Source organism: Kribbella solani (assembly GCF_014205295.1).
Lineage (GTDB): Bacteria > Actinomycetota > Actinomycetes > Propionibacteriales > Kribbellaceae > Kribbella > Kribbella solani.
The window spans coordinates 2,117,589-2,138,478 of record NZ_JACHNF010000001.1 but is presented as its reverse complement, the minus strand read 5'-3'; the positions used below and the strand labels follow the sequence as shown (position 1 = coordinate 2,138,478).

At 68.6% G+C, this 20,890-nt stretch carries 17 protein-coding genes, 4 tRNA genes and 1 riboswitch; of the genes, 9 read left to right on the top strand and 12 right to left on the bottom strand.

What is annotated here, in order from left to right; all coding sequences use genetic code 11:
• Positions 1-24: 24 nt before the first annotated feature.
• The 3 genes from zapE to solA are packed head-to-tail and all read left to right on the top strand — an operon-like array spanning position 25 to position 3,107.
• A complete protein-coding gene (gene zapE, locus HDA44_RS09555) occupies positions 25-1,035 on the top strand; it encodes a cell division protein ZapE (RefSeq protein WP_184833039.1) in 1,011 nt (336 codons plus the stop codon).
• 22 nt (positions 1,036-1,057) lie between these two features.
• Complete coding sequence (locus tag HDA44_RS09550) at positions 1,058-1,933, top strand: polyphosphate kinase 2 family protein (RefSeq protein ID WP_238352400.1); 876 nt, start codon at positions 1,058-1,060, stop codon at positions 1,931-1,933.
• A gap of 52 nt (positions 1,934-1,985) precedes the next feature.
• Positions 1,986-3,107, top strand: a complete 1,122-nt coding sequence (solA, locus tag HDA44_RS09545) for an N-methyl-L-tryptophan oxidase (protein WP_184833035.1) — start codon at positions 1,986-1,988, stop codon at positions 3,105-3,107.
• Here the strand turns inward: solA and HDA44_RS09540 are convergent.
• The 6 genes from HDA44_RS09540 to HDA44_RS09515 form a co-directional block, all read right to left on the bottom strand.
• Entirely contained in the window at positions 3,104-3,898 is a 795-nt protein-coding gene (locus HDA44_RS09540; RefSeq protein ID WP_184833033.1) for a sirohydrochlorin chelatase, read from the bottom strand. The two genes, solA and HDA44_RS09540, sit on opposite strands and share 4 nt — an antisense overlap.
• Positions 3,895-5,169, bottom strand: a complete 1,275-nt coding sequence (locus tag HDA44_RS09535; protein WP_425557169.1) for a sulfate adenylyltransferase subunit 1 — start codon at positions 5,167-5,169, stop codon at positions 3,895-3,897. The genes HDA44_RS09540 and HDA44_RS09535 overlap by 4 nt, the downstream gene beginning before the upstream one ends.
• A gap of 23 nt (positions 5,170-5,192) precedes the next feature.
• Positions 5,193-6,092, bottom strand: coding sequence for a sulfate adenylyltransferase subunit CysD (cysD, locus tag HDA44_RS09530; RefSeq protein ID WP_202887286.1), 900 nt, complete (start codon positions 6,090-6,092; stop codon positions 5,193-5,195).
• Entirely contained in the window at positions 6,089-6,775 is a 687-nt protein-coding gene (locus tag HDA44_RS09525) for a phosphoadenylyl-sulfate reductase (RefSeq protein ID WP_184833027.1), read from the bottom strand. Before HDA44_RS09525 ends, cysD begins: the two co-directional genes overlap by 4 nt.
• Positions 6,776-6,917: 142 nt before the next feature.
• Positions 6,918-8,606 (bottom strand): nitrite/sulfite reductase, encoded by a 1,689-nt coding sequence (locus tag HDA44_RS09520; RefSeq protein ID WP_184833025.1) that lies wholly within the window; start codon positions 8,604-8,606, stop codon positions 6,918-6,920.
• Positions 8,607-9,160: 554 nt separating this feature from the next.
• Complete coding sequence (locus tag HDA44_RS09515) at positions 9,161-9,631, bottom strand: GbsR/MarR family transcriptional regulator (RefSeq protein ID WP_184833023.1); 471 nt, start codon at positions 9,629-9,631, stop codon at positions 9,161-9,163.
• Positions 9,632-9,693: 62 nt separating this feature from the next.
• Between HDA44_RS09515 and HDA44_RS09510 the strand changes: the two genes are divergently transcribed.
• Positions 9,694-11,247: a DHA2 family efflux MFS transporter permease subunit gene (locus tag HDA44_RS09510; protein WP_184833021.1), complete on the top strand. Its 1,554-nt coding sequence runs from the start codon at positions 9,694-9,696 to the stop codon at positions 11,245-11,247.
• A gap of 50 nt (positions 11,248-11,297) precedes the next feature.
• Here the strand turns inward: HDA44_RS09510 and HDA44_RS09505 are convergent, their stop codons facing one another.
• Together HDA44_RS09505 and HDA44_RS09500 are read right to left on the bottom strand one after the other, a co-directional pair.
• Positions 11,298-12,746 (bottom strand): glycine hydroxymethyltransferase, encoded by a 1,449-nt coding sequence (locus HDA44_RS09505; protein WP_184833019.1) that lies wholly within the window; start codon positions 12,744-12,746, stop codon positions 11,298-11,300.
• 26 nt (positions 12,747-12,772) lie between these two features.
• Positions 12,773-12,853, bottom strand: a riboswitch (ZMP/ZTP riboswitch).
• Positions 12,854-12,866: 13 nt separating this feature from the next.
• Positions 12,867-14,498: an acyl-CoA dehydrogenase family protein gene (locus HDA44_RS09500; RefSeq protein WP_184833017.1), complete on the bottom strand. Its 1,632-nt coding sequence runs from the start codon at positions 14,496-14,498 to the stop codon at positions 12,867-12,869.
• Between the two features lie 18 nt (positions 14,499-14,516).
• Between HDA44_RS09500 and HDA44_RS09495 the strand changes: the two genes are divergently transcribed.
• The 3 genes from HDA44_RS09495 (at position 14,517) to HDA44_RS09485 (ending at position 17,726) form a co-directional block, all read left to right on the top strand.
• Positions 14,517-15,746 carry a YihY/virulence factor BrkB family protein gene (locus HDA44_RS09495; protein ID WP_184833015.1) on the top strand — a complete coding sequence of 410 codons (1,230 nt, stop codon included), beginning with the start codon at positions 14,517-14,519 and terminating at the stop codon, positions 15,744-15,746.
• Positions 15,747-15,898: 152 nt separating this feature from the next.
• Complete coding sequence (rsgA, locus tag HDA44_RS09490) at positions 15,899-16,966, top strand: ribosome small subunit-dependent GTPase A (RefSeq protein WP_184833013.1); 1,068 nt, start codon at positions 15,899-15,901, stop codon at positions 16,964-16,966.
• Between the two features lie 16 nt (positions 16,967-16,982).
• Positions 16,983-17,726, top strand: a complete 744-nt coding sequence (locus tag HDA44_RS09485) for an SDR family NAD(P)-dependent oxidoreductase (protein WP_184833011.1) — start codon at positions 16,983-16,985, stop codon at positions 17,724-17,726.
• Positions 17,727-18,035: 309 nt separating this feature from the next.
• On the opposite strand, the gene HDA44_RS09480 is transcribed toward HDA44_RS09485, so the two are convergent.
• The 3 genes from HDA44_RS09480 to HDA44_RS09470 all read right to left on the bottom strand — a co-directional run bounded on the left by HDA44_RS09480 (position 18,036) and on the right by HDA44_RS09470 (position 18,328).
• Positions 18,036-18,107: transfer RNA gene (locus HDA44_RS09480), tRNA-Val, on the bottom strand.
• Positions 18,108-18,132: 25 nt separating this feature from the next.
• Positions 18,133-18,206: transfer RNA gene (locus HDA44_RS09475), tRNA-Cys, on the bottom strand.
• A gap of 49 nt (positions 18,207-18,255) precedes the next feature.
• Positions 18,256-18,328: transfer RNA gene (locus tag HDA44_RS09470), tRNA-Gly, on the bottom strand.
• A gap of 188 nt (positions 18,329-18,516) precedes the next feature.
• Between HDA44_RS09470 and HDA44_RS09465 the strand changes: the two genes are divergently transcribed.
• The gene (locus tag HDA44_RS09465) at positions 18,517-19,335 is read left to right on the top strand and encodes an aminotransferase class IV (RefSeq protein ID WP_184833009.1); all 819 of its coding nucleotides are present in this window, start codon (positions 18,517-18,519) and stop codon (positions 19,333-19,335) included.
• A gap of 340 nt (positions 19,336-19,675) precedes the next feature.
• Here HDA44_RS09465 and HDA44_RS09460 read toward each other — a convergent pair whose 3' ends face one another.
• A complete protein-coding gene (locus HDA44_RS09460) occupies positions 19,676-20,236 on the bottom strand; it encodes a CGNR zinc finger domain-containing protein (protein WP_184833007.1) in 561 nt (186 codons plus the stop codon).
• Positions 20,237-20,363: 127 nt separating this feature from the next.
• On the opposite strand from HDA44_RS09460, the gene HDA44_RS09455 reads away from it, so the two are divergent.
• Positions 20,364-20,435, top strand: a tRNA-Val gene (locus tag HDA44_RS09455).
• Positions 20,436-20,890: the final 455 nt, after the last annotated feature.

The following is a 20,890-nucleotide window of genomic DNA, read 5'->3' as shown; positions in this document are numbered from 1 at the left end:
TCAAGGGTGATCTAGGGTTGCGGCATGGTGATCCGGTTGAGCGAGCGGTGGCCGGAGGTCGGACCGGAGCGGTTGCTGTCGGAGTGCGTGCCGCCGCCCCGGTTCGCGGACGTGCGCTTCGCCACGTACCGCCCGGATCCGGACGAGCCGTCGCAGACCGCGGCACTCGAGCTGCTCACCGACCGCGCCGCGAAGCTGGCGACGCCCCGGCGGGCACCGTCGCTCTGGTCCCGTTTCCGTGCGCCGCGCGCCGACCCCGGCAAGCCCGGCATCTACCTGGACGGCGGCTTCGGCGTCGGCAAGACGCACCTGCTCGCGTCGCTGTGGCACGAGTCGTCCGGCCCGAAGATGTACTGCACGTTCGTCGAGCTCACGAACCTGGTCGGCGCGCTCGGTCTGCGTACGGCGGTCGAGGCACTGTCGTCGTACCGGCTGATCTGCATCGACGAGTTCGAGCTGGACGACCCCGGTGACACGATGCTGATCTCGCGCCTGCTCGGCCAGCTGGTCGCGGCCGGCGTCGAGCTCGCCGCGACGTCGAATACCTTGCCGGACAAGCTCGGCGAGGGCCGGTTCCAGGCGGTCGACTTCCTGCGCGAGATCCAGGGCCTAGCGGCGCATTTCGACGTACGCCGGGTGGACGGCCCCGACTATCGCCATCGCGGACTGCCCGTCGCGCCGGACCCCTGGCCGGACGAGAAGGTCGAGCGGACGGCGGCCGAGCGCCCGTACGCGTCGTGTGACCATTTTGTCGACCTGCACCGTCATCTCGCCGAGCTGCACCCGAGCAAGTACGGCGCGCTGCTGGACGGTGTCGAAACGGTCGGGATCACCGACATCCGTCCACTCACGGACGAGAACGTGGCGCTGCGGATGGTCGTACTCGCGGACCGGATGTACGACCGAGACCTCCCGCTCGTCGCCGGTGGCGTACCGCTGGATCAGCTGTTCTCCGCGGACATGCTGAAAGGCGGGTACCGGAAGAAGTACCTGCGCGCGCTGTCCCGATTGATCGCACTCGCCCGCGCGTCCTGACTTCCGTGGAACTCGGCCGCGGATGAGGCACGATGTGGAGATGGCGAAGAAGAAGGCGAAGGCCGCGGGACTCCGGGACCAGTTGCGCGTACCGCTCGGCGAGATCGACCTGACGACGTACGACACCCGCTCGACGGCCGGGTTCGACGGCAGCAAGGACGACGGCAAGGTCGCGCTGGGGAACCTCGGCGCGGAGGTGTCGGACTGGCAGGAGCGCTTGTTCGCCGAGGGCCGTAGCGGTGGTGAGCGGAGCATCCTGCTGGTCCTGCAGGGGATGGACACTTCCGGCAAGGGCGGGGTGATCCGGCACGGCGCGGGGCTGATGGACCCGCAGGGTCTGAAGATCACGTCGTTCAAGGCGCCGACGCCGGCGGAGAAGCGGCGCGGGTTCCTGTGGCGGATTCGGCAGGCCGTTCCCGGGCACGGCATGATCGGTATCTTCGACCGGTCGCACTACGAGGACGTGCTGATCGCGCGCGTCCGCGAGCTGGTCACGCCGAACGTGTGGAACCGGCGGTACGACCAGATCAACGAGTTCGAGGCCGAGCTGACCGCGAGCGGCGTGACGATCGTGAAGTGCTACCTGCACATCTCGCCGGAGGAGCAGAAGACCCGGCTGGAGGCCCGGCTCGACGACCCGACCAAGCACTGGAAGTACAACCCCGGTGACGTCGACGAACGGATGCTCTGGCCGGACTACATGGACGCGTACCACGCGGCGATCGAGCGCTGTAACACCGACGAAGCGCCCTGGTACGTGATCCCGAGCGACCGCAAGTGGTACCGCAACTGGGCGGTCACGACGATCCTTCTGGAAACCCTGAAGGACCTGAACCCGGACTGGCCGACCGCGGACTTCGACGTCGCCAAGGAGAAGAAGCGCCTGGCGGCAACCTGACCGGCAGCACCTTAGGTTTACGCGTCCGCGCCGGGTGGGGGAGGGTAAGGGGATGCGGACTGATGTGGTGGTTGTCGGGTTGGGGGCGTTCGGATCGGCGGCGTTGTGGCGGCTGGCGGCGCGAGGGGTGCGGGTGGTCGGCATCGAGCGGCAGGCGATCGGGCACGCATTCGGGTCGTCGCACGGGACGACGCGGCTGTTCCGGGTCGCGTGTATGGAGCATCCGGGGCTGACCGAGCTCGCTCGCAAGTCGCTCGCGTTGTGGACCGAGCTGGGTGAGCGTACGGGAGAGACGTACGTCCGCCAGACCGGATCGCTCAACGTCGGCAGCCTTACCAGCGCACCGGTGACGGGCGCGCGCAAGGCGGCCGCGATCGGCGCGTCGACCGGCGATCTGTCCCACCAGGAGCTCCGGACCCGGTTCCCGCAGTACAACCTGGAGCCTGGCGATGTCGCCGTGTGGGACCCGGGCGCGGGCATCTGCTACGCGGAGCCGACGGTACGCGCGCAGGTTGCCGAGGCGCGGCGGTTGGGCGCGACCGTCTACCCACACACGATGGTCACCGAGATCGACGTACGCGCGGACGAGGTCATCGTACGGACGCCGACCGTGGACATCGCGGCCGAACAGGTCGTGGTCTGCGCCGGTGCATGGCTCGGCAAGCTGGTTCCGGGTCTGCCGGCGACCCCGCGACGTACGCCCTTGTTCTGGTTCCAGCCGGCTGACCCGGAGTCGGAGGCGTTCCGGCTGGCGAACTTCCCGTCCTTCATCTGGGAGCTCGCGGACGGCCGCGGGCTGTGGGGGCACGGGTCGGACGACGGATTCGGTGTGAAGGTCGGACTCGACGGTGGGTCACACCGGACCGGTTTCGACCCGGACGAGCTGGATCGGTACATCCATCCGGTGGCGGACATCGCGGAGCTCGCGGCCGCGGTCGGCCGGGCGTTTCCGGGGCTCGATCCGGCGCCGGTGAAGGCGATTCCGTGCATGGTGACCGACACGCCGGACGGGCAGTTCCTCGTCGGCCGGTACGACGAGCGGCTGGTGATCGCCGGCGGTGACAACGGGCACGGCTTCAAGCACTGCGCCGGGATCGGCGAGTTGCTCGCCCAGGTGACGACGAAGGAGACGCCATTCGCGGACGCCTCCTTCGTCGATCCACACCGGTTCTAGGCGGTACGCACCAGCTCGGGGCGGGCGAGGACCGGGCGCGGCGCCGGCTCCAGGGTGAGCAGGTCCAGGCCGGCCACGCCGTAGCGGAGCAGGACCAGGCGGGCCACCTCGGTGCTGACGCCCAGCGGGCGCGAGACGGCGACCGCGCCGGCTCGACGCGACGTGGACTCGGCGCGGTCCGGGAGGACACCAGGCGCGAGGAAGAGGGAACCGACCGCCACGTGGCGACGGCCCTCCAGCCGCCACTGCAGGACGGCCTCGGCCGGTGACGGCGACGCGGCGCAGACGAACGCGGCGGTGACCGGCAGCTTGTGCCGCTGGCCCCACAGGCGGGCCAGGCGGGTGACGCTCGCGTTCGCGTGCGAGTCGCTCGAACCGGCGCAGGCCAGGACCAGCGCGTCCAGCTCGCGTACGCGGCCGTCCTTCAGCTCGGCGCGCATCCGCCGGTCGAGGACCTCGAGCAGCGTCTCGTCGTACCCGAGCACGTCGGACGCGATGATCCGCAGGTGCGGGTACCGGGCGCGGGCCTCGTCGATGACGGCGGGTACGTCGGTGCGCGCGTGGTACGCGGCCGACAGCAGCAGCGGCAGGACGACGATCTCCTCGACACCTTCGGCGGCGAGTTTGCCGAGGACCTGGAACGGCGTCGGCGGGCAGTGGTCGAGGAAGGAGGCTTCGATCCGCAGGTCGGCACGCATCTCCCGCAGGCACTTCACCAGCGAGTGGACGGTGGCGGCCGAGCGCGGGTCGCGGCTGCCGTGGGCGAGGATCACGAGCGCTGGAGCAGTCACAGCAGTTCCCCTTCTTCGTCGTCGATCATGCCGGCTGCCAGCGTCCACCCGTCGTGGGCGTCGATCAGCAGGAATGATCCGGTGATGGTGTTGCGGGAGTACGGGTCGGCGGCGAGTGGCGCGGCGATCTTGAGTTGCACCTTGCCGATGTCGTTCAGGTGGAGCTCGGCGGCGTCGATGACGCCGAGCGTGTCGAGGTCCAGCGCGCCGGTGATCTTGGTGACGATCGCCTGCGCGCTGGTGGTGGTGTGCTTGATCAGCACCCGGGCCCCGACGGTCAGTGGCCGGTCGGACAGCCAGCTGACGGTGGCGGCCAGCTCCCGGCGCGTACCGGGGGAGGCCTCCGCGGCGACGATGACCGAGCCGCGGGCGACGTCGATGTCGTCGGCGAGCCGGACCGTGACCGCTTCGCCGGCGACCGCGGACGGCCGCTCGGCCACCGCGGTGCTGGTCGCGGTGACGATGGGCCGGTCGATGCCGGCGACCGAGGTACGGCGGCCGGCCGGCAGCACGATCACCTGGTCGCCGACCGTGACGGTGCCGGAGGCAACGGTTCCGGTGTACCCGCGGTAGTCGCGGTACTGGTCGTCGGTCTGCGGCCGGATCACGTACTGAACCGGGAAGCGCAGCGGCTGTTGCGAGGTGTCAGTACGCCCTCCTGCGTTCTCCAGCAGCTCGAGCAGTGTCGGCCCGTCGTACCAGGGTGTCTGCGCGGACCGCTCCACCACGTTGTCACCGACCAGCGCGGACACCGGAATGGCCTGCAGGTCCGCGATCCCGAGCTGGTCGGCGACCTCGCCGACGTCCTCGGCGATCTTGGTGTACACCGCCTCGTCGTACCCGACCAGGTCGATCTTGTTCACCGCGAGCACCACGTGCGGTACGCGGAGCAGGCCGGCGACCGCGAGGTGCCGGCGGGTCTGTTCGAGTACGCCGTGCCGCGCGTCCACGAGGATGATCACGACGTCCGCGGTGGATGCGCCGGTGACGGTGTTCCGGGTGTACTGCACGTGGCCGGGGCAGTCGGCCAGGATGAAGGACCGCTTGTCGGTGGCGAAGTACCGGTACGCGACGTCGATCGTGATGCCCTGCTCACGTTCGGCTCGGAGACCGTCCGTGAGCAGCGCGAAGTCGAAGTCGCCGCCGCGCGCCTCGGACACGGTCTTCACGTGCGCGATCTGGTCGGCGAGGATCGCCTTGCAGTCGTGCAGCAACCGGCCGACCAGCGTGGACTTGCCGTCGTCGACCGATCCCGCGGTCGCAAGACGCAAGAGGGTGTGCTCAGCGGCGCCCATTAGAAGTACCCCTCTCGCTTGCGGTCTTCCATCGCGGCCTCGCTGGCCCGGTCGTCGGCGCGGGTGGCGCCACGTTCGGTGATCTCGCTGGCCGCGACCTCGATCACGACCTCGGCCGCCGTCGTCGCGTCGCTGGCCACCGCGCCGGTGCAGGACATGTCGCCGACGGTCCGGTACCGGACGGTGCGCTGGGCAACTGTTTCGCCGTCGCGCGGCCGTGAGTAGGGGCCGACGGCAAGCAACATGCCGTCGCGCTCGAACACGTCCCGCTCGTGCGCGTAGTAGATCGACGGCAACGGGATGCCTTCGCGCTCGATGTAGTTCCAGACGTCGAGCTCGGTCCAGTTCGACAGCGGGAACACCCGGACGTGCTCGCCCGGCCGGTGTTTGCCGTTGTACAGCGACCACAACTCCGGCCGCTGGTTCCGCGGGTCCCACTGCCCGAACTCGTCGCGCAGGCTGAAGATCCGCTCCTTCGCCCGGGCCCGCTCCTCGTCCCGCCGGCCGCCGCCGAACACCGCGTCGAACCGGTGCCCGTTGATTGCGTCCAGCAACGGAATCGTCTGCAACTGGTTCCGCGTCCCGTCGGTACGCTCCCGCAGCCGGCCGTCGGCGAGGTACTCCTCGACCCGCGCGACCTCCAGCCGCAACCCGAGCTGCTCGACCACGGAATCGCGGTACGCGAGCACCTCGGGGAAGTTGTGCCCGGTGTCCACATGCAGCAACGTGAACGGCACGCCGGCCGGCGCGAACGCCTTCCGCGCCAGGTGCAGCATCACGATCGAATCCTTGCCACCGGAGAACAGGATCACCGGCCGCTCGAACTCCGCCGCCACCTCGCGGAACACGAAGATGGATTCACTCTCCAGAGCGTCGAGCTCTGTCACCGTCGCGGTCATGTGTGCAACCCGCATTCCACCTTGCCGGTACCGGCCCAGCGCCCGCTGCGGGCATCTTCACCCGGGGCGACGCGTTGGGTGCACGGCTCGCAGCCGATCGACGGGTAGCCGTCGTACTGCAGCAGGTTCACGAGTACGCCGTTGTCCTGGATGTACGTGTCCAGGTCGTCCTGCGTCCACGGCGCGATCGGGTTGAGCTTCACCATGTCGCGCTTCTCGTCGTACTCGACGACGGGAGTGTTCGCGCGGGTCGGCGCCTCTTCGCGGCGGATGCCGGTGACCCACGCCTTGTACCCGGACAGGTAGCGGTTCAGCGGCTCGACCTTGCGGAGCGCGCAGCACTTGTTCGGTTCGCGGTCGTGCAGCTTCTCGCCGTACTCGGCGTCCTGCTCGGCCACGGTCTGCTTCGGCAGCGCGTTGATCAGGTGGATCGGCAGCGTCGCGGCGACCGCGTCCCGGGTACCGATCGTCTCCGCGAAGTGGTAGCCGGTGTCGAGGAACAGCACGTCCACGCCGGGCGCCGCGGCGGCGGCGAGGTGGGGGAGCGCGCCGTCGGCCATCGAGGCGGTCACCACCAGCTGGTCGCCGAACGTCTCCCGCGCCCAGGTGAGTACCTCCACCGGCGACGCGTCCGCGAGCCGTTCGTTCGCCTCCTCGGCGAGCGTCTTCAGGTCCGTACTCATTCCACCGTCACCCGCAGTCCGATCATCTTCAGCTGGAACACCCGCGCACACGGCCGGCACTCCCACGCACCGTGGCCTTCGTCGGAGGGCCGGAGGTCCTCGTCTCCGCAATAGGGGCAGTACAGAGGTGCAGCCCGCTCACTCATTGGAGTGCCTCCTCGTCCGCTCGGGTGACCCACTGGGCGAAGCGCTCGCCCTCGTTGCGCTCCTTCAGGTAGTTCTGGGTGACCCGCTCGACGTAGTCGGTCAGGTCGTCGGCGGTCACCTTGTGACCGCGCAGCTTCCGGCCGAAGCCGGCGTCCAGCCCGAGGCCGCCGCCGAGGTGCACCTGGTACCCGGGCACCTGGTTGCCGTCGGCATCCAGCACCAGCTGGCCCTTGAGGCCGATGTCGGCGGTCTGGATCCGGGCGCAGGAGTTCGGGCAGCCGTTCAGGTTCACCGTGATCGGTACGTCCAGCTCCGGAATCCGCTCCTCGAGCTCTTCGATCAGCCGGGCCGCCTTCGCCTTGGTCTCGACGATCGCCAGCTTGCAGAACTCGATTCCGGTGCAGGCCATCGTGTTCCGCCGCCAGGCCGACGGGTTCGCCTGGAACCCCAGTGCGTCCAGCTCGGCGACCAGCGAGTCCACCTGCGCCTCGTCCACGTCCAGTACGAGCAGCTTCTGCTGCGCGGTGGTACGAATCCGGTTCGACCCGTGTCGTGCGACCACGTCCGCGACCTTCGCCAGCGACGTACCGGAAACCCGGCCGACGACCGGCGCGATGCCGACGAAGTACTTCCCGTCCTGCTGCCTGTGTACGCCGATGTGGTCGCCTTGCACCGCAGGCACTTCCGGCGCCGGCCCGTCGATCAGCTTCCGGTTCAGGTACTTCTCCTCAAGCACCTCACGGAACTTCTCCACGCCCCAGTCGGCGACCAGGAACTTCAACCGGGCCCGGTTCCGCAGCCGGCGGTAGCCGTAGTCACGGAAGATGCTGGTGACACCCCACCACGCCTCGGCCACCTCCTCGCGCGGAATCCACGTGCCCAGCCGCTGCGCGAGCATCGGGTTCGTCGACAGGCCGCCGCCGACCCAGAGGTCGAAGCCCGGTCCGTGCTCGGGGTGTACGACCCCGACGAACGCGATGTCGTTCACCTCCGGTACGACGTCGTGCGACGGATGCCCGGTGAGCGCGGTCTTGAACTTTCGCGGCAGGTTGGAGAACTCGTCCGACCCGATGTACTTCGACACGATCTCGTCGATCGCCGGCGTCGGGTCGATGATCTCGTCGGCCGCGATCCCCGCGACCGGGCTGGCGATCACCACCCGCGGTACGTCACCGCAGGCCTCGGTGGTGTACAGGCCGACCGCCTCGAGCCGCTGCCAGATCGCCGGGACGTCCTCGATCGCGATCCAGTGCAGCTGGATGTTCTGCCGATCGGTGATGTCGGCGGTGTCCCGCGCGTACTCGGTGGAGATCTCCGCGATCACCCGCAGCTGCTCGGTGGTCAGCTGCCCGCCCTCGACCCGGACCCGCATCATGAAGTAGCGGTCGTCCAGCTCCTCCGGCTCGAGCGTCGCGGTCTTGCCGCCGTCGATCCCGGGCTTGCGCTGGGTGTACAGCCCCCACCAGCGGAACCGCCCGCGCAGATCGGCCGGGTCGATCGAGTCGAAGCCGCGGTGCGCGTACACGTTCTCGATCCGGGCCCGGACGTTCAGGCCGTCGTCGTTCTTCTTGTTCTCCTCGTTCTTGTTCAGCGGCTCGCGGTAGCCGAGCGCCCACTGACCTTCGCTCTTGCCCTTGCGGGGGCGGGCCGGTTTGCGGGCAGGTGCGGTGACGCCAGCAGTCATCGGGGGCGTGTCCTTGTCCTCGTGACAGGTGCCCACCGGCGGGCGGCGAGATCGAAGCGTCGTCGATTCGATGCGTTCCGCGCGGTGCGCACCCAGCGGTGATCGGGAGAGATCAGGGGGCCGTCAGTGGCCCGGGCAGGGTGGCTGTCAGAACATCGAAGGACAACAGATGGCACTGCGCATCCGCCCGAGGTCGACATGAATGCGACCTACGAGGTGGGTGGATCGGGCAGCGAGCATGTCCACAAGCGTCAGCGCCAACGCCTGACAAATCAACTCCCATTCCTACATCCTGAGATCTAATCTCACGATGTGGTTATGTGTACCAGCCTGCTGGAGATTGATTCGAGCGCTTCGGCGGTCCGAACGGTCCGTGACCGAGAGATGGCTCACACGGCCGTCCGAGCTCTTGCCAACCCGTGGCCAGGATGCCGAGGTTCTCGCTGTCGGTCGCGTCATCGTGACTGTGGGTCGCGCCCCGAGGACGCCGGCCGGTCGCCCGGACGCGCTGTCGAGCCACTCCGGCCCGACGAGGCGCTTGGCCTCGCGGCGGTTCACCGCGGATGCTCTGTGCGCCAGTTCTTGATCATCTGCTCCATGTCAGTGTGGATGAAGGCGAAGAAGTCGGCGGCCTCGGTCAGCCGGGTGCCGACGGGGGAGCCGGAGCCGAAGAGGGACGCGCCGGAGCGGCTGATCGACTCCCATTCGCTCAGCGCCTGGTTGCGGCGTTCCAGGATGGCAGCGAAGACGTCCTCGCGGATGCGGTAGTGGTCCTTGCGCGAGCCGGGCAGCCGTTCGCGGGAGATGAAGGAGACCTGGAGCAGTTGCCGGACCGCGCCGGAGACCGCGGGCTGGCTGATCGTGAGCGCCTCGGCCAGCTCCGCGGCGGTCATCGTGCCGGTGGGGCTGACCAGCATCGCGCCCATCACCCGGGCGGACATGGTCGGGACGCCGCTGTTCGCCAGCACGCCCGCGAAGCGCTCGACGAACTGGCTCACTGCCTCCGGACTGGGTTCCGCCGTCATGGTTGAAGCTTACAGTAATCTGATTTATCGCAACTATCACAAAGTTCTGATAATTTGAATTCATGACCTCCTCTCTCGACACCACGGCGCCGGCGCTCACCGGCGGGCGCCGCTTCGGCGTACTGATCGCGCTGTGCCTCGCCGTCCTGGTCCTCGGCCTGGACACCACCGTGCTGAACGTCGCGCTGCCGACCCTGGCCAAGGACCTCGACGCCTCGACCAGCCAGTTGCAGTGGATGGCGAACAGCTACAACCTGGTTCTCGCGGCGCTGCTGCTGCCGGCCGGTCTGCTCGGCGACCGGTACGGGCGGCGCAAGATCATCGCGATCGCGCTGACCCTCTTCGGCGCCGCGTCCTTGGCCTGCGCCCTCGCCACCTCGGCCGGCGCGCTGATCGCGGCGCGGGCGTTCCTCGGGATCGGCGCCGCGATGATCGTGCCGGTCGCGCTGTCGCTGATCACCGTACTGTTCCGGAGCGAGGGCGAACGGAAGAAGGCGATCGGGTTCTTCGTGGTCGCGAACAGCATCGGGATGCCGCTCGGCCCGATCGTCGGCGGGCTGCTGCTCGACCACGCCGGCTGGGAGTGGATCTTCCTGATGAACGTCCCGATCGCGCTGATCGCCGCGGTCGCGGTCACGCTGCTGATCCCGGAATCGCGCAGTACGAACCGCCCGGCGATCGACTGGCTGGGCATCGTGCTGTCCAGTACGGGCCTCGCCGCGCTGGTGTACGGCGTGACCAAGGCGGGCGAGTCTTCCTGGGGCGACGCCACGACCGTACTGTTCCTGGGCCTTGCCGTCGTACTGATCGCGGGCTTCCTGTTCTGGCAGCGCCGGTCCCGCGAACCGCTGATTCAGCTGCGGTTGTTCAGCGAGCGGGTGTTCACCGGGGGAGCCGTACTGCTGACAGTGTCGGTGTTCGCGATCTTCGGACTGCTGTTCACGATGCCGCAGTACTTCCAGGGCATCAACGGATCGGATGCACTGCACACCGGGTTGAAGCTGCTGCCGTTCATCGGCGGAATGACGGTCGGCGCGAAGCTGGCCGAGCCGGTGGAGGCGAAGGTCGGTACCCGGCTGGTCGTGATGACCGGATTCGTGGTGATGGCGGTTGGGTTCGTACTCGGCGCGTTCACCGATCTGAGCACCAGCTACGGGTACACGGCGGTCTGGTTCGTGGTGGTCGGGTTCGGTCTTGGATGTTCGATGCCACAGGCAATGAACGCCGCGCTCGGCGTACTCGATCCCGAGCGGGCAGGTACCGGATCGGGGCTGCTGCAGGCGTTCCGCCAGGTTGGTGGCACGGTCGGAGTCGCGGTGCTCGGTACGATCCTGAACTCGGTGTACCGGCATGGCGTCGACACGAGCGGACTGCCCGCGGCCGCCGCCGACGTAGTTGAACGAAGCCTCGGCGGCGGGCTCGCGGTGGCGGGACAAACCGGCTCGCCGGAGCTGCTCGCGAACGTACGAGATGCGTTCATGAGCAGCCTGAACACCACGATGTGGGTGTCCGGTGGGATCGCGCTCGCAGGCGCGGTACTCGCCGCGCTCCTGATGCCGAAGCGAGCTACCAAGGCACCGCGGGACGCGCTGATGGGCGTCCCCTCAGACACCTGACCGAGCGCCAGCAGCGCCCGCTCCCGTGGAGGAGCGGGCGCTGTGCTTTGTCAGTTGAGCTCGAGGCCCGGGTACAACGGGTGCTTGTCGAGCATTTCTGCGGAGGCGGCCTTCACCTTGTCGGCGACGCCGTCGGCGAGTACGTACTTCGCCTTCGACGGCGCACCGGCGGACGTCGTGGTCGGGGTGGTCGCGGACAGCACGTCCACGATCAGCTCGGCCACCCGGTCGAACTCGTCGGCGCCGAAGCCCCGCGTGGTCAGCGCCGGCGTACCGATCCGGACGCCCGAGGTGTACCAGGCGCCGTTCGGGTCGCGCGGCACGGCGTTGCGGTTGGTGACGATGCCGGCGTCCAGCAGCGCGGACTCCGCCTGCCGGCCGGTGATCCCGTACGAGGACACGTCCAGCAGCACCAGGTGGTTTTCAGTACCGTCCGTGACCAGCTTCACGCCGCGCTTCATCAGGCCCTCGGCCAGCGTGACCGCGTTGTCCGCGACGTTCCGCGCGTAGTCCTGGAACTGCGGTTGCCGCGCCTCGGCCAGCGCGACCGCCTTGGCCGCCATCGTCTGGCTGAGCGGCCCACCGAGGACCATCGGGCAGCCGCGGTCGACGGACTCGGCGTACTCCGGCTGGCACAGCACCATGCCGCCCCGCGGCCCGCGCAGCGACTTGTGCGTGGTGGTGGTGGTGACGTGCGCGTGCGGCACCGGGTCGAAGTCGCCGGTGAAGACCTTGCCCGCGACCAGGCCGGCGAAGTGCGCCATGTCGACCATCAGGGTGGCACCGACCTCGTCGGCGATCTCGCGCATCTTCGCGAAGTTCACCTTGCGCGGGTACGCCGAGTAGCCGGCGATCAGGATCAGCGGCTTGAACTCGCGGGCCTTGCGGGCGACGTCGTCGTAGTCGAGCAGCCCGGTCTCCGGGTCGGTGCCGTACGAGTGCTGGTTGAACATCTTGCCGGAGATGTTCGGCCGGAAACCGTGGGTCAGGTGACCGCCGGCGTCGAGCGACATGCCGAGCATCTTCTGGTCGCCGAGCGCCTTGCGGAGCTTGGTCCAGTCCTCCTCGGACAGGTCGTTCACGTGCTTCGCGCTCGCCTCGGCCAGCGCCGGCGACTCGACCCGCTGGGCCAGGATCGCCCAGAACGCGACCAGGTTGGCGTCGATCCCGGAGTGCGGCTGCACGTACGCGTGCGGCGCCCCGAACAGCGCCCGCGCGTGGTCCGCGGCGGTCTGCTCGACGGTGTCGATGTTCTGGCAGCCGGCGTAGAAGCGGTGCCCGATGGTGCCTTCGGCGTACTTGTCCGAGAGCCAGTTACCCATCGTCAGCAGCGTCGCCGGGGAAGCGTAGTTCTCGCTCGCGATCAGCTTCAGCGACGAGCGCTGGTCGGCCAGCTCGGACCGGATCGCACCGGCGATGGTGGGCTCCACCGCGGCGATCACCTGCAGCGCGTTGTTGTACGCGGCCGACGCGGCGGCGGCGTCGAAGGGTTGAGTCATCGTTGTCTCCTGCGGTCGCAGTGGGTCGACGGCACCCAGGCGCACGGTGCCGACGGGTTTCGCTCCCCGGTGGTTCTCCACCTTCAGCGCGCCAGTCGCTGCCCCTTTGAAAAGGCACGCTCACCCTATCGCGCGCGTGACGATCCGCTCGAACGGCGTCGTCCGCGGCAACGTACCGAACACGCCACCCCAGTCCCCGGCCAGCCGGGACGCCACGAACGCGTCCGCGACCTCGGGCGTCGAGTGCCGGATCAGCAGCGATCCCTGCAGGCACAGGGCCATCCGCGCGGCCAGCCTGCGCGCGCCGGCTTCGGCGTTGTCCAGATCTGCAAGCGCTTGCAGTACGTCGTGGACCGCCGCGTCCAGGCGGGCGTCGGCGCCCTGCACCGAGGCGACTTCCAGCAGCCAGGCGTCCAGCGACTCGGGCCGGCGCAGCGCGCGCAGTACGTCGAGGGCGTTGACGTTGCCCGAGCCCTCCCAGATCGAGTTCAGCGGGGATTCCCGGTAGAGCAGCGGCATCCCGGACTCCTCGACGTACCCGTTCCCGCCGAGGCATTCGATCGCCTCGGCCACCATGAACGGGGTCCGCTTGCACACCCAGAACTTCGCCAGCGGCAATCCGATCCTCCGGAACGCTGCTGCCTGATCGCTTTGGCCCGCTCCCGAGGCATCGACAGCTGATGCCAACCGCATTCCGAGCGCCGTCGCCGCCTCCGACTCGATGGCCAGATCCGCCAGTACGTTCTGCATCGCCGGCTTGTCGATCAGCGGTCCACCGAACGCCGACCGGTGCCGCGCGTGCCAGATCGCCTCGACCAGCGCCCGCCGCTGCAGCGCCGCCGACCCCAGGACACAGTCCAGCCGGGTCGCCGCGACCATCTCGATGATCGTCCGCACCCCGGCACCCTCGTCGCCGAGCCGGTGGCCGATCGTGCCGTGGAACTCGACCTCGGAGGACGCGTTCGACCGGTTCCCGAGCTTGTCCTTGAGCCGCTGCAGCGCGAACGGGTTCCGGTTGCCGTCGGCAAGGACGCGCGGTACGACGAAGCAGCTCAGCCCGTCCGGCGCCTGCGCGAGCACCAGGAACACATCCACCTGCGGCGCGGAACAGAACCATTTGTGGCCGTTCAGCTGGTACGTGCCGTCGTCGCCGATCGGTGTCGCGGTGGTCAGATTGGCGCGTACGTCCGACCCGCCCTGCTTTTCGGTCATCCCCATCCCGGCAAGTACGCCGGTCTTCGCCGCGGGCGGCAGCCGGCGCACGTCGTACTCGGTGGCTGCCAGTCGCGGCACCCACTCGGCGGTGAGCCGCTCGTCGGCGCGCAGTGCCGGCACGCTGGCGTACGTCATCGAGATCGGGCACCCGTGCCCCGCCTCCACCTGGGACCATACGTAGAACCCGGCGGCGCGGGTCAGATGCGGCGCCGGGCGGTCGCTGGTCCACGGCGCGGCCTGCAACCCGAAGCCGACGGCCTGTGTCATCAGCCAGTGCCAGGACGGGTGGAAGTCCACCTCGTCGATCCGGTTCCCGTACCGGTCGTGGGTGCGCAGGACCGGCGGGTTCTGGTTCGCCGGCAGGGTGTGCGCGCGGGCCTCCTCGGACCCGGCGAGCTCGCCGATCCGGCGCAGGCCCGGATCCTCGGCCAGGTCCGCGTACGATCGCAGAGCGTCACCGAGGCCGACGTCCTGGGTGAAGAAGTTCACGCCCCGCAGTGGGGGAGCCTGATTCGTTACCGCGAATGGGTCCGCCATGTCAGTACGGTAAGCGGTATGGCACGTATCGGGGCAGGACCCACTGGTGGGAGCTCCCTCTCATGGGTTCGCCGGATCCCCGCGACGACCTGGAAGCTGCTCACCCAGACCATCGGCGTCTGCATGCGCTACCGCGTCACCGGGCTCGCCGCCGAGGGGGCGTTCTTCGCCATCCTCTCGCTGCCACCGCTGATCTTCGGGCTGGCCGGAAGTCTCGGTTACATCGCCAGCAAGTGGTTCGAGGTCGAGACGATCAACGACGTCAAGCAGCAGATCGTCGACCTGGCCGCGCGGGCGCTGACCGACGACTCGATCAAGAACGTGATCACGCCGACCCTCGACCAGGTACTGAACGGTGGCCGGCCCGATGTCATCTCGATCGGTTTCCTGCTGGCGCTGTGGTCCGGCAGCCGCGCGCTGAACGTGTTCGTCGACACCATCACGATCATGTACGGGATGGGCGGCAAGCGCGGCATCATCCGTACCCGCGCGCTGTCGTTCTCGCTGTACTGCGCCGCGCTGGTCATCGGTGTCATCGTGCTGCCGCTGGTGCTGGCCGGTCCGAGCGCCGTCGACGCCCTGCTGCCGCACCGGCTGGACTTCCTGAACCAGCTTTACTGGCCGGTGGTCACGATCCTGTCCGCGGGCTTCCTGAACACCCTGTACCACCTGTCGGTGCCGATCCGGACGCCGTGGGTGTCCGATCTGCCTGGGTCGTTCCTGGCGTTGTCGATCTGGATTCTGGGCAGCTTCGTACTGCGGTGGGTGCTGCAGAGCACGGTCGGCGGTACGTCGATCTACGGGCCATTGGCCGCGCCGATCGCGGTGCTGATGTGGTTGTACATGACCGCGATCGCCGTACTGATCGGTGCCGCGCTGAACGCGGTGGTGGACCGGCTGTGGCCGCACAAGGCGCAGGTGGTGGAGGTGAAGGAAGAGGCCGAGGCCGTCGAGCCGGTAATGAAGGCCGAGCCGGAGCAGCACCATGCACACCCGCTGACTCCGTTGGAGGCGGCGGAGCACCCGGGGGTCGCGGCGGCCGCCAAGGTGGAGAAGCTGGCGGAGGGGACTCCCGCACCCGCCGAGACCGCCGCGAAGCCGGCGGCGAAGGACCTGCCGGCGGAGGCGCCGCGGGACTCGAAGGAGGCCGCTCGGCGGGAGGAGCCGGAGGATGTGCCCGCGGCGGAGCGGAAGCGGGCGGCGGTTGGAAAATCCGGTGCGCAGGCGGATACCGACGACCTAGGCTGAGGGCATCGCGAAACCGGCCCTTTGCTCGGGCCAAGGACTTGGAAGGGAGGCAGCCCGCCATGAGCTACGACGTGGCCCGACGGGCCGTTGTCTCCCACACCGTCCGTCCGCTGAGCTGATCTCGCGGCCGGACCCTCCGAAAGGTTCGCCGCATGTCAGCCACACTCCAGGCCCTGGGACTCGACGGTTCCACGGCCGAGGTTCTGCAGTCCGTTCCGGCGGACCTGGTGCCGGGGCGCGTCGCCCGGGTCGACAAGGGCCTGGCGGTGGTTCTCACCGCCGATGGTCCGGTCCGCGCCAGTTGGTCCGGTGCCCTGCTCGCCACGATCGCTGCCGACGCACAGGCCGGTCCATGTACGGGGGACTGGGTCGTACTGCGCTACTGGCCGGACGACCGGATCACCGTCGAGTCAGTACTGCCCCGTCGCTCCGCGATCGTTCGCGCGGAGGTCGGCGGATCGTCACGTGGGCAGGTGCTCGCGTCGAACGTCGATGTGATCGCCATCGTCGTAGGTCTGGTACCAGAGCCCAACATCGTACGGATCGAGCGCTTCCTGGCAGTGGCCTGGGAGAGCGGTGCGCGTCCTGTTGTCGTACTGACCAAGTCAGACCTGGTTGGCGACGCGGATGCACTGGCCGAGGACGTGGCACTGGCTGCGCCCGGTGCGGACGTGCTGGTGTGCAGTGCGACCACCGGTGCGGGCATGGACTCCGTACGCACGTTGCTTGATGGAAATGCCTCTCTGGCGTTGCTAGGTTCCAGTGGTGCCGGCAAGTCGTCGCTGGTGAACGCACTGGCCGGCGTGGAGTTGCTGGACGTACAGGCGATCCGTGAAGACGGGAAAGGCCGGCACACCTCCGTACGGCGTGAGCTGATCGTGCTGCCGAGCGGTGGGGTCGTCATCGACACGCCTGGGCTGCGGGGGATCGGACTGCAGGAGTCAGGGGAGGGGCTGGCAGCTGCGTTCCCGGACATCACCGCACTGGCGGCGCAGTGCAAGTTCAAGGACTGCTCGCATGTCATGGAGCCGGACTGCGCGGTACGGGACGCGTTAGAGGACGGCTCGCTGCCGTACCGGCGCTACGACAGCTGGGTGAAGCTGCGGCGCGAGGCGGCGTACATGGCGCGCCGGGCGGACGTACGGGCACGCACTGAGGCGAAGGAGGAGGCAGTGCGTGCCACCAAGTCGTACCGGCGCGACTGGAAGCCCCGCTCCTGATGACAGGATCGGTCGCATGAACCGATCAGTGCTGGTGACAGGAGCTTCCCGCGGCATCGGTGCGGCAACCGCCCGCGCATTCGCCGAGGCAGGTGATCGCGTAGCAATCCACTACGGCGCCTCCGCCGACGCGGCAGCCCAGCTACTGAAGGATCTCCCCGGCACCGGACATGTCATGGTGCAAGCCGATCTGGCCGACCCGGCGGCGACAGAACAGATGGTCGACGACGCCGCGCGCGCATTGGGCAGTATCGACGTACTGGTGAACAACGCCGCCGTCTACCACCCGCACCGCATCCGCGAAACCACGTACGCCGAATGGCAACAAGCGTGGACCGACACCCTGTCCGTGAACCTGCTCGGCCCCGCCAACACCACCTGGTGCGCCGTCCGCCACATGCCGCGCGGCGGCCGCATTATCAACGTCTCCTCCCGAGGCGCCTTCCGTGGCGAACCCAACCAGCCCGCCTACGGCGCCTCCAAAGCAGCCCTGGTCTCCCTGACCCAGTCCCTCGCAAGAGCCCTGGGCCCCGAAGGCATCGCCGTAACCGCCATCGCCCCCGGCTGGACCCTGACTGACATGGCCGCCCCCAACCTAACCGGCCCCGACTACGACCGCCGCCGTCTGGAAAGCCCCCTCGAACGCATCGCGGCCCCCACCGAAGTAGCAGCCGCCATCCTCTACCTAGCGTCCCCCGCAGCCGAATTCGCCACCGGCACAATCCTAGACTTCAACGGCGCCTCCCACCTCCGCATGTAACCCCCACAGAAGAAGAAACAAGAGAAGAGCAACCACTGCGGGAGAGCCACCGCGACGAGCAACTACTGCGGGAGAGCCGACCGTGATGAGTAACCACTGCCGGAGAGCCGCGCGTGATGGGTAACCACCGCGGGAAGCTGACCGTGGCGCCCAGCCACCGTCTGGGGGGTGCCGAGCGAAGCGAAGGCACGAACGGGGGTGCGGGTGGCGGAGCCCCCGCCCGCGGCAAGCGAAGCGCAGCCGCACAAACGACGAAGGCGAGGCGGCGAGCATCCGTAAGGATGCCGCACACCTCGCCCATCGCCTTCGTGGACGATACTGGGATCGAACCAGTGACCTCTTCCGTGTCAGGGAAGCGCGCTACCGCTGCGCCAATCGTCCAAGCTGTTGGAGCTGATGTAGCTGTTGGAGGTGGAGACGGGATTCGAACCCGTGTACACGGCTTTGCAGGCCGTTGCCTCGCCTCTCGGCCACTCCACCACAGAGGCCGTGCCATCTTCGAGGAAGGTGACTCGCCGAATCCTCTCCGAGCGGACGACCGGGTTCGAACCGGCGACCTCAACCTTGGCAAGGTTGCGCTCTACCAACTGAGCTACGTCCGCGTTGCGACCGGTTTTTTGTCTCCCCGGCGCGAGAAGAACATTAGCCCATCGACGCCCGACTTCAAAAATCGGGGTCCACCGGGCCGTCGACGTACGGTCATCACCCGGTCACCTGCGAGGCCACCCGCGGGCACCCTCGCGGTACCCGATCGCCTGCGCACTAAGGTGTTCGGCGGAAGGAGCACCACATGCGTATCTGGCTGAACGGCGCCTTGCTCGACGACGAGGCGGCGGTTTCCCCGCTGGACCACGGGCTGACCACCGGCGACGGCGTCTTCGAGACGCTGAAGCTCGAGAACGGCCGCACGTTCGCGGTCCGCCGGCATCTGGACCGGCTGGTCCGCTCGGCGGTCGGGCTCGGCCTGCCGACCCCGGACGTGGCGGCGATCGAGGCCGGCATCGACGCGGTGGTCGCGGCCGACCCGGGTATCCCGTTCGGGCGGCTGCGGATCACGTACACCGGCGGCGTGTCGCCGCTGTCGTCGGACCGCGGCACCGCCGGCCCGACGGTGCTGATCGCGTCCCAGCAGATCCAGCGCCCGGCCGCGACGTCGGCGATCGTCACCGTCCCGTGGGTACGCAACGAGCGCAGCGCGGTCGCCGGCCTGAAGACGACCTCGTACGCGGAGAACGTCCGCGCGCTCGCGTACGCGAAGGAGCGCGGCGGCAGCGAGGCGATCTTCGCGAACACGATCGGCAACCTGGCCGAAGGCACCGGCTCGAACATCTTCTGCGTCTACGACGGCGAGCTGATCACACCAACGCTCGACTCAGGCGCGCTGGCGGGCGTCACGCGCGGTCTCGTACTGGAGTGGTTCGGCGGCGTCGAGCGCGACGTACCCATGGAAATGCTCGCCGAGGCTGAGGAGATCTTCCTCACATCCACCACCCGCGACGTACAGGCCATCCACCGCGCCGACACCCGCATCCTGACGGCCCCCGGCACCATCACATCCCAGGTAGCCAAAGTCTTCACCGATTGCTCAGCCACCAACCCCAACCCATAACCACACACGGCCGGGGCCGAAGACCTGGACGGACGACCAAGGCGATCGGTTTGCCCTCTTCCTTGGATCCGCTGGGCCTCGCTGTCGTCGACGGTGATGCGGTCCGGGCACCTCGCCCACACCGCGAACCATCCAGCGCGATCGCCGGTCAGAGGGCTTGCTGGAAAACGGCGTGGCCGGCGCGACCGCCGTGAGAGGGCTAACCGGAAGCCAGAGCCAGCCGACGCGATCGGCCGCGCCAGCTGCTCGCACGTCCTGATCCCGCGCAGCGTCGCCACATCCTCCGCCCGGCCTCCGCCCAGCGCCGTGTGGTGTGCGGCGGTGCAAACGCCCGCGGCGCCTACTCGCCGGAAGCCTTGCGGCGTTCGCGGTACGCGGCCACGTGCAAACGGTTGCCACAAGTACGCGCATCGCAGTACCGCTTCGAGCGGTTTCGGGAGAGATCGATCAGCGCGTCGTCACAGTCCGGGGCCTCGCAGCGCCGAAGCCGCTCGCGCTCCCCCGCCGAGATCACCTGCGCCAGCGCGATCCCGCACTCCACCGTGATCCGGCACGCCAGCGACGCGCCGGCCCGCGAATAGTGGATGTGCCACGGGTGCCCGTCGTGGTTCGTCAGCCGGGGCGTCGACGTACCGCGGGCGATGATCGCGTTGATCATCGACGCCGCTTCCGCATCCGACTCCGTGGTGAACACCGGCGCGAACAACGGCCGCAGATCCCGTACCTCGGCCAGGTCCTTCTCCGACAGCGACTCGACCGCGCTGAACTCCCGCTCGTGAACGAACTTCTCCAGCTCCTCGAGTGCCTCCAGCGAATCGACCTGGCTGTTCGGCCCGGGCATGGTGTTGACCAGCCGGACCAGCGTCCCGAGCGCCTGCTCGGTGTCGTGCGAGAAAGTCACAATCACGTCTCCAACGCGACGGGATCTCCGTCCTGCGCCAAGAGTAGCCCGGCCCGATTAGATCGTCGCTGCATCATGCGCTATGGTTTCACCCGCAACACCACATCAGAAACACCAGCACCACGCTGGGCGATTGGCGCAGTGGTAGCGCGCTTCGTTCACACCGAAGAGGTCACTGGTTCGAACCCAGTATCGCCCACGAAAGTCGATGGCGACTCGTGTCCGCGGAGAGCGCGGAGCGGGTCGCCTTTCGTCGTGTTGTGCGGCTGCGCTTCGCTTGCCGCGGGCGGGGGCTCCGCCACCCGCACCCCCGTTCGCCTTCGCTTCGCTCGGCTGCTGGGGCTGGGCATCGCGGCTAGGTTTCCGGCGGTGGTTCGCCCGCGCAGTTGGCTCGGCTGCTGGGGCCGGGCATCGCGGCTAGGTTTCCGGCGGTGGTTCGCCCGCGCAGTTGGCTCTCCGGCGGTGGTTGGCCAGCCCAGCTGGGTCACCGGCGGTGTCTTGCCTTCGCGATCGGCATTTCGGCGGTGGTTTGCGTCGTGGTTGGGTTCCGCCGGTTGTTCACCCTCGCGGTCGGCTTACCCGCGGTGGTTTGCCCTCGCGGTCAGCTCTCGGGCGATGGTTCCTCACCATGGTTGGCCTCCCGGTGGTGCGTCC